Consider the following 14511-nt stretch of genomic DNA (forward strand, 5'->3'; position numbering starts at 1 on the left):
AGTTCGGGAGGAAAGGACCCCCATGGCAGAACCCAGCCGTCCGCCGGAAGAGCCCGCGACGGCGTACGAAGAGCCAGCGACGGCGCACGAAGGGCCCGGCCGGCGCCGAGTGCTCGCGTATCTGCTCGCCGCGCCGACCCTCGCCGTCGGTGTCCGCACCGGTTCCGACGCGGTCGCGGGGTCGCAGGCCGAAGCGGCGGTGCCGTCGCCGCCGCAGCCCGAGAACCTCTTCGACCTCGGTGATCTGCAGAACCTGGCGGCGGCGCCGACCGCGGGGCTGATCACGGTCCGCGTGCACACCGACGGCACCGCCTCCTTCGCGGTGCCCCGCGCCGAGGTGGGCCAGGGCATGACGACGGCCGTCGCCATGATGATCGCCGAGGAGATGGACCTGCCCCTGGACAAGGTCCGGGTCGATCTGGCCGACGCGCGGCCCGAGTTGCTGATGAACCAGTTCACGGGCGGCTCCAACTCGATGCGCAGCATGTATCTGCCGGTGCGCACCGCGGCGGCCGTCGCCCGGCACCGGCTCCTCGCGACGGCGGCCGGGCAGTGGGGCGTCGAGGCGTCCGAACTGACCGTCGCGGACGGCGTGATCCGGCACGGGTCCACGCGCAGCGCGACGTACGGCTCCCTGGCCGAGCGGGCCGCGAGCACGAAGGTCCGCGCGGCCACGGCCACCCTCAAGTCACGTACCGACTTCACGGTCCTCGGCACGCCCCGCAACCGCGTCGACGCCCTGGAGATCGTCACCGGCCGCAAGAAGTTCGGCATGGACCACGACGTGCCCGACGCGAAGCCGACGATGGTGCGCAGGCCACCGACGATCAACGGCACGGTGCGGGCCGTCCACAACCGCGAGACGGTCCTGAAGATGCCCGGCATCACCGATGTCGCGACGATCACGCACGGGGTCGCCGTGCGCGGCGAGACGTTCGGGCAGTGCATCGACGCGCTGCGGGCGCTGGAGGTGACCTGGGGGCGGGGCACCGTGGACGGCGAGTCCGACGACACCGTGCTGCGCAAGATCAAGGCGGCGGCGCTGCCCATGATCGTGCCGCCCCTGCTCACCAAGAAGCTCGACGCCGAGTTCACCTTCGCGTTCGCCAGCAACAGCCCGCTGGAGCCGGACAACGCGATCGCCGACGTGCGGGCCGACCGCGCCGAGATCTGGTCGAGCCTGAAGGTGCCGATCGTCGCGCAGCAGGACATCGCCGCGCGTCTGGGCCTGCCTCAGCAGGCGGTCACCGTGCACGTGGTGGAGGGAGGGGGCTCCTTCGGCCGGCACCTCTTCCACGACGTGGCCGCCGAGGCCGCGGAGATCTCCCGGACGATGGGCAAGCCGGTCAAGCTGTCGTGGTCGCGCACGGACAACTTCCGCCAGGGCAGGACGCATCCGATGTGCGTCTCCCGGATCCGCGCGACGTACGGACTCGGCAACGTCCTCAGCTACGAGCAGCGGCACACCGGCTCGCAGACGGACTTCGGCCACGGCCTCGGCGAGATGATCACGTCGACGGCGGCCAAGCTGCCGGTCGCGGGCAACCTGACGTTCGCCGAGACGATCTTCCAGCTGACGCAGTCCACGCCGTACGACTTCGGGGCCACGACCCAGCTCCTCAACGAGGTCCCGCTGAAGTTCAACACGGGCAGCATGCGCAACATCTACTCCCCGAACGTGGCGTGCGCGCGCGAACTGGTCGTCGACCAGTTGGCCGCGAGGATGGACCGGGACCCGGTGGAGTTCCGCCGCGCCTTCCTCAAGGACAAGCGGCTGCGGGCCGTCCTGGACCGGGCCGTCGAGGAGGGCGAGTGGGGCAGGAAGCTGCCCGCCGGAATGGCCCAGGGCATCGGGCTGCACGCGGAGTACCGGGGCGCGGTCGCCACGCTCGTCGAGATCGACTGCCGCCCCGAGACCGTCAACCGGAAGATCCGCGACGCGGTGACGGGACCGCGCGTCACCAGGGCGCTGATCGTCGTCGACGCGGGCTTCGCCATCAACCCCCGCGGTCTGGAGGCCCAGATGATGGGCGGCTTCAACGACGCGCTGGCGATGGCCCTCACCTCCAGCCTGCACATCGAGGACGGCCTCCCGCTGGAGGGCAGCTGGGACAACTACTTCTATACGCGGCAGTGGAACACGCCCCTCGAACTGCGGGTCGTCGTCATGCCGAGCGACAGCGACAAGCCCGCCGGGGCGGGAGAGCTGGGGGTCGCGCCGTCGTTCGCCGCGATCGCCTGCGCGTACGCGCGCGCCACGGACACCCTGCCGACGAGCTTCCCGATCAACCACGGGACGCTGAGCTTCGACCCGCTCCCCCGCGAGCCCTCCACGCCCCAGTCCCCCACCGACGGCCTCGACCGCGCCTTCTGAGGAGCCCTGACCCCGCCATGGCACGCCACACCTTCCAGCTCAACGGCGAGCAGATCACCGTCGAGGCCGACGACGACGTACGCCTCCTGTGGGTCCTGCGGGACCTCCTGGGCGTCACGGGCCCCAAGTACGGCTGCGGCCTCGGCGTCTGCCAGGCCTGCACGTCGCACATCAACGGCAAGGCGTTCAACCCGTGCTCGGTGCCCGTCTCCAGGATCGCGCCGGACGACGAGATCACCACGATCGAGGGCCTGCCCGCCACGGTCGGCAAGGACCTCCACCCCATGCAGGAGGCCTGGCTGGACCTGGACGTCGCCCAGTGCGGCTACTGCCAGCCCGGCCAGATCATGACCGCGGTCGCCAAGGTCCGCCAGGCCGCGTCCGAAGGCCGCGAGATCACCGACGCCGACCTCGACCAGATCCGCAACATCTGCCGCTGCGGGACGTACAACCGCATCCGGGACGCGATCAGGGAGGGGGCGAGGAACATGTGACCGGGCGGCCGCGTCGCGCACGGCCCTGCCTGCGCCTCACAACGGCCCACCCCCCAGCAACTGCCCCCCGTCGACGACCAGCGTCTCGCCCGTGATCCAGCGCGCCCCGTCCCCCGCCAGGAACGCCACCGCCTCCGCCAGGTCCTCCGGTTCGCCGATGCGGCCCAGTGGGGTGGCGGCGGCGACCCGCTGCTCGTTCTCCTGCCAGAGCGCCTCGGCCAGTCTCGTGCGGACGACGCCCGGCGCGATGGCGTTCACGCGGACCTTCGGGCCCAGTTCCAGGGCGAGCTGTTTGGTGAGGTGGATGAGGGCGGCCTTGGAGACGTGGTAGATGCCCACGTCGTGGGCGACCGAGAGGCCGCCGATCGAGGCGGTGTTGACGACGGCCCCGCCGTGTTCGCCCATCCACGCCTTCACCGCCAGCGACGTCCACAGGATCGGCGCCCACAGGTTGACGTCCATCGTCTTGGCGAAGCGCCCGTGGTCTTGGTCGACGACCGGGCCGTACGCGGGGTTCGTACCGGCGTTGTTGACCAGGATGTCGAGGCTGCCGTACGTCGTGACGACGTGGTCGACGCAGGCGCGTGCGGCGCTCTCGTCGGTGGCGTGGGCGCCGAAACCGGCGACGCCGGGACCCAGTTCGGCGGCCGCCTCCTTGGCGCGCTCCTCGCTGCGCGAGGTGACGACGACCTGTGCGCCGCGGTCCCGCAGGGCCGCAGCCGCCGCGAGGCCGATGCCGCGCGAGGCGCCCGTGACGACGGCGACCCTGCCGTCCAGCGGGCCGCTCACCGGGCGTTCCGCTCGGTCTCGCGGCGGCGCAGCTCGCGCAGCGCGATGGTCCGCTTGTGCACCTCGTCGGGGCCGTCGGCCAGGCGCAGGGTGCGCAGATGGGCGTACATGGAAGCCAGCGGGAAGTCGTCGCTCACACCCGCACCCCCGTGCACCTGGATCGCGCGGTCGATGACCTTGAGCGCGGCCTCGGGCGCGGCGACCTTGATCGCGGCGATCTCCGTGCGGGCCGCCTTGTTGCCGACGGTGTCCATCAGGTGCGCGGCCTTGAGGGTGAGCAGGCGGGCCATGTCGATCTCGATGCGGGACTCGGCGATCCAGTCCTGGATGTTGGACCGGTCGGCGAGCGGGGCGCCGAAGGTGCTGCGGGACCGGGCGCGGTCGATCAGCAGGTCCAGGGCGCGTTCGGCCATGCCGATGGTGCGCATGCAGTGGTGGATGCGGCCGGGGCCGAGCCGGGCCTGGCTGATCATGAAGCCGTCGCCCTCGCCGGCGAGGAGGGCGGTGCGCGGGACGCGTACGTCCTCGAAGAGGACCTCCGCGTGGCCCTCGCGGTCCTGGTAGCCGAAGACGGGCAGGCCGCGCAGGACGGTGACGCCGGGGGTGTCCAGCGGGACGACCATCATGCTCTGCTGCCGGTGGCTCGGTCCTTCGGGGTCGGTCTTGCCCATGACGACGAGCACCCGGCAGTTCTTGTGCAGGGCGTTGGAGGTCCACCATTTGCGGCCGTTGAGGACGTAGTCGTCGCCGTCGCGCACCATCCGCAGCTCGATGTTGCGGGCGTCGGAACTGGCGACGGCGGGCTCGGTCATCGCGAACGCCGACGCGATCTCCCCGGCGAGGAGCGGCTTCAGCCACTTCTCCTTGTGCTCCTCGGTGCCGAAGAGCGTGAGGACCTCCATGTTTCCGGTGTCCGGGGCGTTGCAGTTGGTGGCCTCGGGGGCGAGGTGGGCGCTGCGGCCCATGACTTCGGCGAGGGGCGCGTACTCCAGGTTGGTCAGGCCCGGACCCCACTGCGGGTGCGGGTGGAAGAGGTTCCACAGGCCCTGTTTCCTCGCCTCGGTCTTCAGCTCCTCCAGGACCGGCGGGTGGAAGTGCGGATCGCCGGACTCCGCCATCTGCGCCTCGTACACCGCCTCGGCGGGATAGACGTGCGCGTCCATGTAGGCGAGCAGCCTCGTCCGGTACTCCTCGGCCCTGTCGGTCAGGTCGAACACGGGTCCTCCCTCGGTTGCGGTCCGGCCCTGGATGGCTCCGGCCGACCCTGTATATTTGAACCCAACGTCAAGTTCAATACTTCGAACACCGCCTGGACCAGCGCGAGTTCGTCGCGACGGTACTCGCAGACCAGAGGAGTCGCACATGACGAGGCACATCAGGACCGCCGACTGGGAACGCGTCGCGACGCGCGAGATCACGACGGGCGGCGTGACGCTGCGGGTCTTCGACCACGGCGAGGAGCGGCCGGGCAGGCCCCCGGTGGTGCTCTGCCACGGCTTTCCCGAGCTGGCGTTCTCCTGGCGCCATCAGCTCTTCGCGCTGGCCGAGGCGGGGCACCGCGTCCTGGTCCCCGACATGCGCGGCTATGGCGGCAGTTCCCGGCCCGCCGACGTCGACGCGTACGACGTCCTGACGCTCTGCGGCGACCTGGCCGGGGTGCTGGACGCGGTGGGCGCGGACGACGCCGTCTTCGTCGGGCACGACTGGGGCGCCGCCGTGGTGTGGCAGCTGGCCCTGGCCCATCCGGAGCGGGTGCGGGCCGTGGCCGGGATGAGCGTGCCCGTGACACCGCGGGCGCCCGCGCCGCCGCTGCCGATCCTGCGCAAGCGCCTCGGCGACGACTTCTACATCGTGTGGTTCCAGGAGCCGGGCGTCGCCGAGGCCGCCCTGAGCCACGACGTCCGCAGGACGCTCGTCACCAGGGAGATGTACTCCGCCTCGTGGCCCGAGCACGCCGACGAGCAGTTGACGCTCCTCCCGTGGCTGGACGAAGAGGAACTCGCCTACTACGTCGATCTGTTCGAGGCGACCGGATTCACCGGTGGCCTCAACTACTACCGCAACATGGACCGCAACTGGACGCTCACCGAGCACCTGGCGGGCCGCCGCGTCACCCAGCCGTCGCTGTACCTCACCGGTTCCAGGGACCCCGTCGGGCAGTTCATGCCGGCCAAGGACCTCGACCGGACGCTCACCGACCTGCGCGGGCACGTCGTCCTCGACGGCGCGGGCCACTGGGTCCAGCAGCAGCGCGCCGACGAAGTGAACGCCGTGCTCCTCGATTTCCTCTCCTCGGTCGGCTGATAGCATCCGCTGCCACCGGATACGTACAGGTTCAACTCCAGCGAATGGATCGCAGTGGCTGCCCAGGCCGCGGCCGCCGACGGCGGCCACAAGCAACCGATCACGCCCCGCAGCGCGCGTGGTGTCCGGACGCGCAACGCCCTGATCGCCGCCGCCCGCGAGGTCTTCGAGCGCGACGGATATCTGGACGCCCGCATCACGGACATCTCGAAGGCCGCGCACGTGGCCTCCGGGTCGTTCTACACGTACTTCAACAGCAAGGAAGAGATCTTCCAGGCGCTCGTCGCGCAGGTGCAGGAGGAGATGCTCCACCCGCACCTGCGCGAGCGGACCGGCATCACCGATCCCCGCGAGCTGATCGACGCCTCGAACCGCGAGTACCTGCGCGCGTACAAGAAGAACGCCCGCCTGATGGCGCTGTTCGAGCAAGTCGCCCAGATCGACGAGCAGTTCATGGCGCTGCGCATCGAGCGCGGCAACGCGTTCGCCCGGCGCAACGCCAAACTGATCCGCGCCCTCCAGGAGAACGGCCAGGCCGACACGGACCTGGACCCGCTGGTGACCGCGCACGCCCTGTCCGTGATGGTGAGCCGCATGGCGTACATGGTGTTCGTGCTCGGCCAGCGCATCCCCTACGAGCGGCTGGTCACGACGCTCAACACGATCTGGGCGAACGGGCTCCGGCTCGGGGATCCCGCCCCCGAGGCCTGAACGAGGCTTCGGGCGACGGCATTCGACCGCCTCAGGTCCCCCGTAACGCGCGGGTCCGTAACGCGATCAGTGCCTCCAGGCGGAAGCGCGGGTCGGTGAGATCCTTGCCGAACAGGGAGGAGAGGCGGCGCAGCCGGTTGCGGGCCGTCTGCGGATGGATGCCCAGCGCGGACGCGACCTCCGGGGCGGTGCGCCCCGCGGACATGAGCAGGGCGTCGAGGGTGTCCGCCAGGCGCTCCGCCTTGCCCTCCGGCAGCGCGCGCAGCGGGGCCAGGACCTGCTCGGCGAGAAGCTCGCCGATGTGTGCCCCGCCCAGCAGATGCAGTTCGCTCAGATGGTCCGCGGCCATGAGCGGCCCGGCGCCCGTGGCGCCTGGCAGCCGGTGCAGGGCGAGGCGCGCGCAGTACAGGGAGACCCAGGCCTTCTCCGGCGGGACGGCGGGCCCCATGACCGCGCCCCGGTCGCGGAGGACGGCACGCAGCCTGCTCAGGCGGCCCTCGCCGTCGTCGTCGCCTGCGGGTCCGGGGACGACGAGGTGCAGCTCGCCGCCGCGGGTCATGGTGAGGACGTCGTCGTCGAGGCCCGGCAGCTCGGGGAACGCCTCCGCCGGGGAGCGCAGGGCCACGCAGGCGAGCGTCGGCGGCAGCGGCCATGCGGCGCGGCACGCCAGGTGGTCCAGGGGCTCGCCCGCCGGATCGGGCCGCCGCTCGACGAGGCGGCCCGCGAGCGTACGGCGGTTGCGCTGCACCTCGTCGCCTGAGCGGGCCCGCGCCTCCTCGAAGCCCCTGGCCGACTCCTTCGACAGGGCGTGCACATGGGTGAGCACGGCCTCGCTCAGGGGCACCGCGATCTCGCCGGGCAGGCCCGCGTCGCGCGCCGCGGCGACATAGCCCCGGCAGGCCGCGCGCGCCCCCACGAGATAGGCGGCGTGCAGGTCGTCCAGGCCGCGTCCGCTGAGGTACTCCAGCCTGCCGAGGCGCCGGAAGCCGGGCGCGTAGTGGCCCTGGGGCGCGTCCGGGTCCTCGACGAGCTCGGCGAACTGGGTGGCGGCCAGGCGTACGGCGCCCGTCAGATCACGCCCGACCGCGGATCCCGCCGGGTGCCGGTAGCCGTGGATCTCCCGGCGGATGGCCTGCACCATGTCGGTGGTGGACTCCTCGATCCGGGAGCGCAGCACCGGGGCGAGGGCCGCGGGCAGCTCCCTCCACGGCGACCTCGACAGAGGAAGGTCGGTTGTGGTCAACGCCGTCCTTCTTTCCTAGCAGTTGCAGGTCAGTCCCGGGACGCGGAGTGTAAACCGCGTGACATTCTCCTGACCGTGGCGCACCCCACATCTGGCGCGGACCGCTCGGTGCCGAGCACGCTTGCGGGCGGCCGGGGCCCCGCCCGGGTCCACGAACCGCCCGCCGCCGTTGGAGTACGCCCATGACCACCGCACTCGCGCACCCCCACGATCCCGCCCCGCCCCCGCACGAGCTGCGCAGACTGCTCGGGCTCCAACGGCCCGCCGCGGTCGAGGAGATGACGGCCGAGGTCACCGCGCGGCTGCCCCGTTACACCGACGCGTTCAACCGCACGCGCGGCTACTCGGTGCATCGCGTCGTCGACCACACGGTCGGCCAGTTCATGGCGGGCCTGGGCGACCGGCGTGAAGGCGTCGCCCGGACCCGCCATGAACTGGCCGCGCTGTACGAGGACATCGGCGCGCAGCACGCCCTGCGCGGCTGTCCGCTCGACCGGCTGCGCGACGCCCTGGGGCTGGCCGGGCAGGTGGCCCGCCGTCGGCTGATCAAGGACGCCTACCGGTTCGCCTGGCCCGGGGTCACGCTCGGCACGCTCATCGAGTCGAGCGTGGCCGTGCTGGAGACCGCGGCGGCGGCCGCCGGCCGCGGGTACGCGCTGGAGCGGGGCGGCCCGGCGGTGGAGCTGGCCGAGCACCGCGACCTGCTGCGTGAGGCGCTGGTCGCGGATCCGCCGGTGGGGCGCCGCCCGCTCGCCGAGCTGGCCGGGGAGGCGGAGTGGGCGCTGCCCGACCGGATCGCGGTGCTCGCGCTGCCGCCCGGGACGGACACGCGGAACGCGATCCTGCCGGCCGAGGTGCTCGCGCACCATCACACGAGCCTCGCGTATCTCGTGCTGCCCTCCCCTGAACCGCCCGGCGCGGGGCGGTCGTTCCCGCTGCTGCGGACGGAGGGGGCCGCGCTCGGACCGTCCGTGCCGCTCGGGCGGGGTGCCGCCTCGCTGCGGTGGGCGCGCCACGGCGTGGATCTGATGCGCCGGGGGCGGCTGCCCGCGCGTGCGCCGCTGCGGTGCGCCGACCATCTGTCCGTGCTGGCCGCCTCCCGGTCGGGCGACCTGCTGGAGGCGGCGTCGCCCGGGGCGCTCGGCCCGCTGCTCGGGCTGCCCCGGCGCCGCCGCGACCCTCTGCTCAAGACGCTGTTCGCTTATCTGGACAGCGGCGACAACGCCGTGGTGACCGCCCGGCGCGTCTTCGTCCACGAGCAGACGGTCCGCTACCGATTACGGCAGATCGCCCGGCTGACGGACGGGGCGCTGCCGAACGCCGAGAACCGTCTGGAGACGATGCTCGTGCTGACGTGGCTGCTCAACGAGGCCTGAGATGCGCCTTCTTCGGCGGAGACGCACGGCGTCAGGACACCAGCGGACGCACCTCGTCCGTGACGAAGCGGATGAACCCCTCCGGGTCCGGCTCGTCGGCGGTGGGCTGCAGGACGACCGTGTCGGCCCCCGCCTCGGCGAGCCGCCGCACGGCCTTCGCCACGTCCCCGGCGTCACCGGCCGCCCCCAGTCCGGGCGCACTGTCGAGCCCGTCGCCGCGGAGCTCGGCGCGCAGCCGGTCCACGCCGCTGGGGCCGGTCGCGGCGCGCAGATACACCACCACGGGGTGCGCGCCCGTGCGGCCGGCCGTCTTCCGGCCCTCGTCGATGAGGCGGCGGGCCTCGCGCACCCCGTCCGATGACGTGCTCGCGTCCAGGATCGTGCCGTCCGCGGCCTCACCGGTGAGGCGTACCGAGCGGGGGCCCCGCGCGCCCGCGAAGACGGCGGGGGCCGAGGCGGGCGGCCAGTCGAGGGCGACGCCGTCGAGACGGACGTACCGCCCCTCCGTCGTGACGCGCTCGCCCGCCAGCAGGGCCCGCATCGCGTCCAGATGTTCGCGCAGCAGGGTCACCGGCGACCCCACGCGCGCGCCCACCTGCCCCATCCAGTCCTGCACGCCGTGCCCGACGCCGAGCAGCACCCGGTCCGGGAAGAGCCGGTGCAGCGTGGCCGCCTCCATCGTGGTGAGGGCGACGTTGCGCAGCGGCACGGGCAGCAGTCCGACGCCCACGCGCAGCCGCTCGGACCACGCGAGGGCGGCGGACGCGGCGGCGACGCCGCTCTCCAGGAAGCAGTCCTCCCAGAGCCAGAGCTCCTCGAGGCCCGCCGTGTCGGCCGTGCGCACCATGGCGCGCAGGCGCTCGGGGGGAAGCTGGGGACGGAACACCACGCCAAGAGTCGTCATGGCGCCTTCCTACCCCGCTCCCCCGCCCGCGCCACACGTGCCGTGCCTCCTCAGGTCCCGCACGTCCTCGCCCCGGCGTGCAGGGCCACGGCGGTGTTGGGGCCGAGGGCGGCCGTGAACTGCCCGGTGGAGTTCACCGTGACGCTCCGGCCGGACTGGACGTCGCAGTAGGCGCCCGCGGGCAGGGAGGTCTGGAAGGTGCGGCTCAGGGTGGACCCTTCGTGGTTGATGGCGACGTACGCCTTGTCGCCGCGGCCGAAGGCGATCTGGTTGCCGCCGTTGTCCCACCAGTCGGTGACGGCCTTGCCGCGGGCGGTGTTGCGGAAGGCGACCATGCGCGAGATCTCGGGCCAGGCGTGCTGGCACTTCCAGCCGTCGGAGTAACAGGCCTTCACGGTGCCGCCCTGGGGCGGGCCCGCGTCCCGGTCGGTGAACTCGTAGCCGGAGTGGACGTCGGGTGCCCCGTACGGCCAGGCGAGCATGAAGACGTTGGCGAGGGTGTAGTTGGCGCCGTCCTTGTAGCTGAGGGTGTCGCCGCCGCGCTCGGTGTCGTGGTTGTCGACGAAGACGGCGGCCTTGCCGGAGGTCATGTAGCCCCAGCCCTCGCCGTAGTTCTTGAGGTAGGCGAGCTTCTCGTTGGTGAAGACGCGCTTGAGGTCGCGCGCGTAGCGGAACTCCTGTACGTCGCCGTTGCCGAGGTACTCGCTCGGCGAGACCGCCTCGCCCGCGCCGTGGATGGCCTCCTGCTTCCAGTACACGCCGGGATCGCCGAGCCGTGCCTTGATGGCCGCGAGGTCACCGGCCGGCATGTGCTTGGCCGCGTCGATGCGGAACCCGTCGACGCCGAGTGAGAGCAGGTCGTCGAGGTAGGCGGCGATGCGGCCGCGCACGTAGTCCTCGCCGGTGTCCAGGTCGGCGAGTCCGACCAGCTCGCAGTTCTGCACGTTGCCGCGGTCGCCGTAGTCGGTGATCTGCGAGCGGCAGTCGTCCATGTCGGCGCCCGAGTAGGTGCCGGGGTAGTCGTACTTGGTGTACGGCGAGCCGCCCGTGCCGGTGCCCGCACCGGCCGACATGTGGTTGATCACCGCGTCGGCGACCACCTTCACGCCCGCCGCGTGGCAGGTGTCGACCATGTTCTTGAAGGCGGCGCGGTCACCGAGCCGCCCCGCGATCCGGTAGCTGACGGGCTGGTACGAGGTCCACCACTGGCCGCCCTGGATGTGCTCCTGCGGCGGTGAGACCTGCACGAACCCATAGCCGGCGGGGCCCAGTTGCCCGGTGCACGCCTTCGCGACCGAGTCGAAGCGCCACTCGAAGAGGACAGCGGTGACGTCCTTCTGTCCGGGCGGGGAGGCCTCGGCCGGGGGTGCCGTCGCGAAGAGGCTGCCCAGGACGCCCACCGCGAGGGCGAGCGTCGCGGCAACGGGTCTGCGGGTTCTGGCCGTTGGTCCAGGCACGGGGCCTCCAAGGGGGCGTCGAGGGAGGGTGCAGAATCTTGCAGATTTAATCTGCAAGAACTTGCGAACCGGGACGGTAGGCGCCCCGACTCCCTTGGTCAACCCTTTGCGCAGGCTTGCGGAGCCCTCCGGGTCAGGACGTGGCGCGCGCCCGGTGCCGGCGTACCGCGTCGCGGTTGGCGCACCGAGGGGAGCAGTAGCGCCGCCGTCCCGTCCGCGAGGTGTCGGCGAAGATCGTGGCGCACTCGGACACGGCGCACCGCCGCAGCCGGTGCATGCCCCGGCCCACCAGATGCAGCGCGGTGCCGACCGCGAAGAGCGAGAACAGCAGGGCGCCCAGCGGCTGATGGTCTTCGCGGTAGTGCAGATGCCAGCCGTCGCCCGCGTGATCGGTCAGCCGCGGGTAGGCCGAGGCCGCCGCGAGCATGGCGTTGACCAGTTCGGCTCGCTCGCCCTCGTCGGCGGCGTCGACGACCTTCTCCCAGGCGTCCAGGGCGGCGTGTGTGCGCTCCACATCCTCCGGCGTGACGGGGTGTTCGAGCGTCAGCCCGGCGGCCTCGCACCGGTCCGCGAGCTCCTGCGCGCCGGCCGGCCGCCGGTTGGCGAGGTCCGCGGCCAGGTCCACGGCATCGCCGCCGTAAGGGTTGAGGTGCATAAGCTCATTACAGCAGGCTGATCACCATGACACAGTCCACCGCGCGCCCGTCCGGCCTGCCCACCGATCAACTCACCCGTTCCTTCAAGGACGTACGCCAAGCCGTGGAGGACGACCTTCCCGAGCTGGTACGGCTACGGTCCCTGCTCTTCGAGGACTTGGGCGGTGCGTACTTCAACCCCGGTTCGGCGGGCGACGACTGGCGCCACCGTCTCGCGGCGGTCCTCAAGGACCAGCTGAGCGCCGACGCAGCCCGCATCCTCGTCGTGGACGGCGAGGAGGGCCTCGCCGCCTGCGGCATCGGCACCGTCGAGCAGTGGTTCCCCGGCCCGCACAACATCACCGGCCGCGTCGGCCATGTGATCGGCGTGGTCACCGATCCCGCGTACCGCCGACGCGGCCACAGCCGCGCGATCATGCGGACGCTGCTCGACTGGTTCCGCGCCCAGGACGTCTCCCGCGTGGACCTGTACGCCTCCCCCGAGGGCGAGCCGCTCTACCGCGCCCTCGGGTTCGTCGACCACCCGGATCCGGCGCTGTACTGGCGTCCGTGACGGGCGTTCCACGGACGAGAGCGCCCCGACCGGACGAGAACGCACGGACGGACGGCGAGCAGCACCGGCGTGACCGCCCCGACTACGCGGGCCGCGTGCCCTCCGCCCCCAAGGGAGAGACCGGACGCTCGAAGAACGTCTCCAGGACCACGGTCGCCTGCGTCCCGCTGACGCCGTCGATGGCGTAGATCCGGCGCAGCACGTCCTGGAGCTGTTCGGTGGTCGCGGTCCTGACCTTCACCAGCACCGAGGCGCTGCCCGCGATCACGTGCGCCTCCAGGATCTCGGGGAGCGCGGCGAAGTCCCGCGCGGAGTCGCCCATCCAGGACGTCGAGTCGACCATCACGTACGCCAGGACGCCGCTGCCCACCGCCGCAGGGTCCACCTCGGCGGCGGTGCGCCGGATGACACCGCGCTCGCGCAGCTTCCGCACGCGCTCATGGGCGGCGCCCGCGGACAGACCGACGGCCTCGCCGAGCGCGGCGTAGGACTGGGTGGCGTCCTGCTGGAGCTGTGCCAGCAGCACGCGGTCTATGTGATCCACGACTCTCCATTCGGAAGTTCCTTGCCCAGACCGTAGCTCATCCTCCAAGGTTCCGGATGTGCCGAACACCATTCGGCGACCTGGCGTCCTTGGGAGGGGAAGAGCATGACCGACGAGCGTCCCGCGCTGTACGAGATGTTCGACGAGCGGTTCCGCACCGGGCGGTGCATGAACGGCGACGACGGACTCGAGGTCCTGTACACCGGCTGCCGCTGGGCCGAGGGGCCGATCTACGTCCCGGCCTGGCGGCAGGTCGTCTGGAGCGACATCCCCAACGACCGGATGCTGCGCTGGGACGAGGAGACGGGTGCCGTCGGCGTCTTCCGTCGCTCCGCGGGGCACACGAACGGCAACACCCTCGACCGTCAGGGCCGCCTGATCACCTGCGAGCAGGGCAACCGACGGGTGACCCGCACCGAGCACGACGGCACCGTGACCGTGCTGGCGGACCGATGGCAGGGCAAGCGGCTGAACAGCCCGAACGACGCGGCGGTGAAGTCCGACGGCTCGATCTGGTTCTCCGACCCGGACTTCGGCATCACCAGCGACTACGAGGGCTATCGCGCGGAGAGCGAGATCGGCGCGAACAACGTCTACCGCATCGATCCGGAGACCGGCGACGTGCGGCTCGTCGCCGACTGCTTCGGCGCGCCGAACGGACTGGTCTTCTCCGCCGACGAGAGCCGCCTGTTCGTCTCCGACACCCGGGCGGGCCGCATCCGGGTCTTCGACGTGCGCGAGGACGGCACGCTGTCGGACGGCACGGTCTTCGCCGAGGCCGGGGCCCGGCCGAAGGCGCGGTTCGACAACCTCCGCTTCGACGACGGCGGTCGGCTCTGGGCCGCCGCGATGGGCGACGGGGTGCACTGTTACGACCCCGACGGGACGCTGATCGGGCGGCTCGACGTCCCGGAGGCGGTCGCCAACATCTCCTGGGGCGGCGCCAAGCGCAACCGCCTCTTCATCGCGGCGGAGACCAGCCTGTACTCGGTGGTCATGGGGGTCACCGGCACCCACCCGACCGGTCCGGGCCGCCGCCCCTGGCTCGACTCGTAGCTCTGCCGCCTGGAGCGCCGCCTAGGAGTCCGCCCGCCGCAGAACCAGGA

13 protein-coding genes and 1 pseudogene are annotated in these 14511 nt (G+C 71.9%); 7 read left to right on the top strand and 7 right to left on the bottom strand.

The features are described 5' to 3' along the window. The first annotated feature begins 22 nt into the window (after window positions 1-22). The gene (locus AB0L89_RS31155) at window positions 23-2374 is read left to right on the top strand and encodes a molybdopterin cofactor-binding domain-containing protein (protein WP_365148300.1); all 2352 of its coding nucleotides are present in this window, start codon (window positions 23-25) and stop codon (window positions 2372-2374) included. Between the two features lie 17 nt (window positions 2375-2391). Continuing rightward, the gene (locus AB0L89_RS31160) at window positions 2392-2868 is read left to right on the top strand and encodes a (2Fe-2S)-binding protein (RefSeq protein ID WP_365148303.1); all 477 of its coding nucleotides are present in this window, start codon (window positions 2392-2394) and stop codon (window positions 2866-2868) included. Window positions 2869-2904: 36 nt separating this feature from the next. Here AB0L89_RS31160 and AB0L89_RS31165 read toward each other — a convergent pair whose 3' ends face one another. Beyond that, window positions 2905-3657: an SDR family oxidoreductase gene (locus tag AB0L89_RS31165; protein ID WP_365148306.1), complete on the bottom strand. Its 753-nt coding sequence runs from the start codon at window positions 3655-3657 to the stop codon at window positions 2905-2907. Beyond that, on the bottom strand, window positions 3654-4874 hold the full coding sequence (locus tag AB0L89_RS31170; RefSeq protein ID WP_365148309.1) for an acyl-CoA dehydrogenase family protein: 1221 nt from the start codon (window positions 4872-4874) through the stop codon (window positions 3654-3656). Before AB0L89_RS31170 ends, AB0L89_RS31165 begins: the two co-directional genes overlap by 4 nt. Before the next feature lie 145 nt (window positions 4875-5019). On the opposite strand from AB0L89_RS31170, the gene AB0L89_RS31175 reads away from it, so the two are divergent. Together AB0L89_RS31175 and AB0L89_RS31180 are read left to right on the top strand one after the other, a co-directional pair. Beyond that, on the top strand, window positions 5020-5961 hold the full coding sequence (locus AB0L89_RS31175; protein ID WP_365148312.1) for an alpha/beta hydrolase: 942 nt from the start codon (window positions 5020-5022) through the stop codon (window positions 5959-5961). 54 nt (window positions 5962-6015) lie between these two features. Then, window positions 6016-6672 (top strand): TetR/AcrR family transcriptional regulator, encoded by a 657-nt coding sequence (locus tag AB0L89_RS31180; RefSeq protein ID WP_365148315.1) that lies wholly within the window; start codon window positions 6016-6018, stop codon window positions 6670-6672. A gap of 31 nt (window positions 6673-6703) precedes the next feature. Here the strand turns inward: AB0L89_RS31180 and AB0L89_RS31185 are convergent, their stop codons facing one another. After that, on the bottom strand, window positions 6704-7915 hold the full coding sequence (locus tag AB0L89_RS31185; RefSeq protein ID WP_365148318.1) for a helix-turn-helix domain-containing protein: 1212 nt from the start codon (window positions 7913-7915) through the stop codon (window positions 6704-6706). 182 nt (window positions 7916-8097) lie between these two features. Here AB0L89_RS31185 and AB0L89_RS31190 point away from each other — a divergent pair, with 182 nt between their 5' ends. Continuing rightward, entirely contained in the window at window positions 8098-9291 is a 1194-nt protein-coding gene (locus tag AB0L89_RS31190; protein ID WP_365148321.1) for a helix-turn-helix domain-containing protein, read from the top strand. Between the two features lie 31 nt (window positions 9292-9322). Here the strand turns inward: AB0L89_RS31190 and AB0L89_RS31195 are convergent, their stop codons facing one another. From AB0L89_RS31195 to AB0L89_RS31205, 3 genes and pseudogenes are all read right to left on the bottom strand, one after another. Then, window positions 9323-10195 carry an LLM class flavin-dependent oxidoreductase gene (locus tag AB0L89_RS31195; protein ID WP_365148324.1) on the bottom strand — a complete coding sequence of 291 codons (873 nt, stop codon included), beginning with the start codon at window positions 10193-10195 and terminating at the stop codon, window positions 9323-9325. Between the two features lie 56 nt (window positions 10196-10251). Continuing rightward, a pseudogene (locus AB0L89_RS31200) lies at window positions 10252-11595 on the bottom strand (alpha-amylase family protein); the annotation flags it as partial. Between the two features lie 190 nt (window positions 11596-11785). After that, on the bottom strand, window positions 11786-12307 hold the full coding sequence (locus tag AB0L89_RS31205; protein ID WP_365148327.1) for a CGNR zinc finger domain-containing protein: 522 nt from the start codon (window positions 12305-12307) through the stop codon (window positions 11786-11788). 26 nt (window positions 12308-12333) lie between these two features. Here AB0L89_RS31205 and AB0L89_RS31210 point away from each other — a divergent pair, with 26 nt between their 5' ends. Continuing rightward, the gene (locus AB0L89_RS31210) at window positions 12334-12861 is read left to right on the top strand and encodes a GNAT family N-acetyltransferase (RefSeq protein ID WP_365148330.1); all 528 of its coding nucleotides are present in this window, start codon (window positions 12334-12336) and stop codon (window positions 12859-12861) included. 82 nt (window positions 12862-12943) lie between these two features. On the opposite strand, the gene AB0L89_RS31215 is transcribed toward AB0L89_RS31210, so the two are convergent. Then, window positions 12944-13405, bottom strand: a complete 462-nt coding sequence (locus AB0L89_RS31215) for an Lrp/AsnC family transcriptional regulator (RefSeq protein WP_365148332.1) — start codon at window positions 13403-13405, stop codon at window positions 12944-12946. A 105-nt stretch (window positions 13406-13510) separates the two neighbouring features. Between AB0L89_RS31215 and AB0L89_RS31220 the strand changes: the two genes are divergently transcribed. Continuing rightward, window positions 13511-14461 (top strand): SMP-30/gluconolactonase/LRE family protein, encoded by a 951-nt coding sequence (locus AB0L89_RS31220; RefSeq protein ID WP_365148335.1) that lies wholly within the window; start codon window positions 13511-13513, stop codon window positions 14459-14461. Window positions 14462-14511 lie beyond the last annotated feature (50 nt).

The organism is Streptomyces sp. NPDC052114 (assembly GCF_040680155.1).
Lineage (GTDB): Bacteria > Actinomycetota > Actinomycetes > Streptomycetales > Streptomycetaceae > Streptomyces.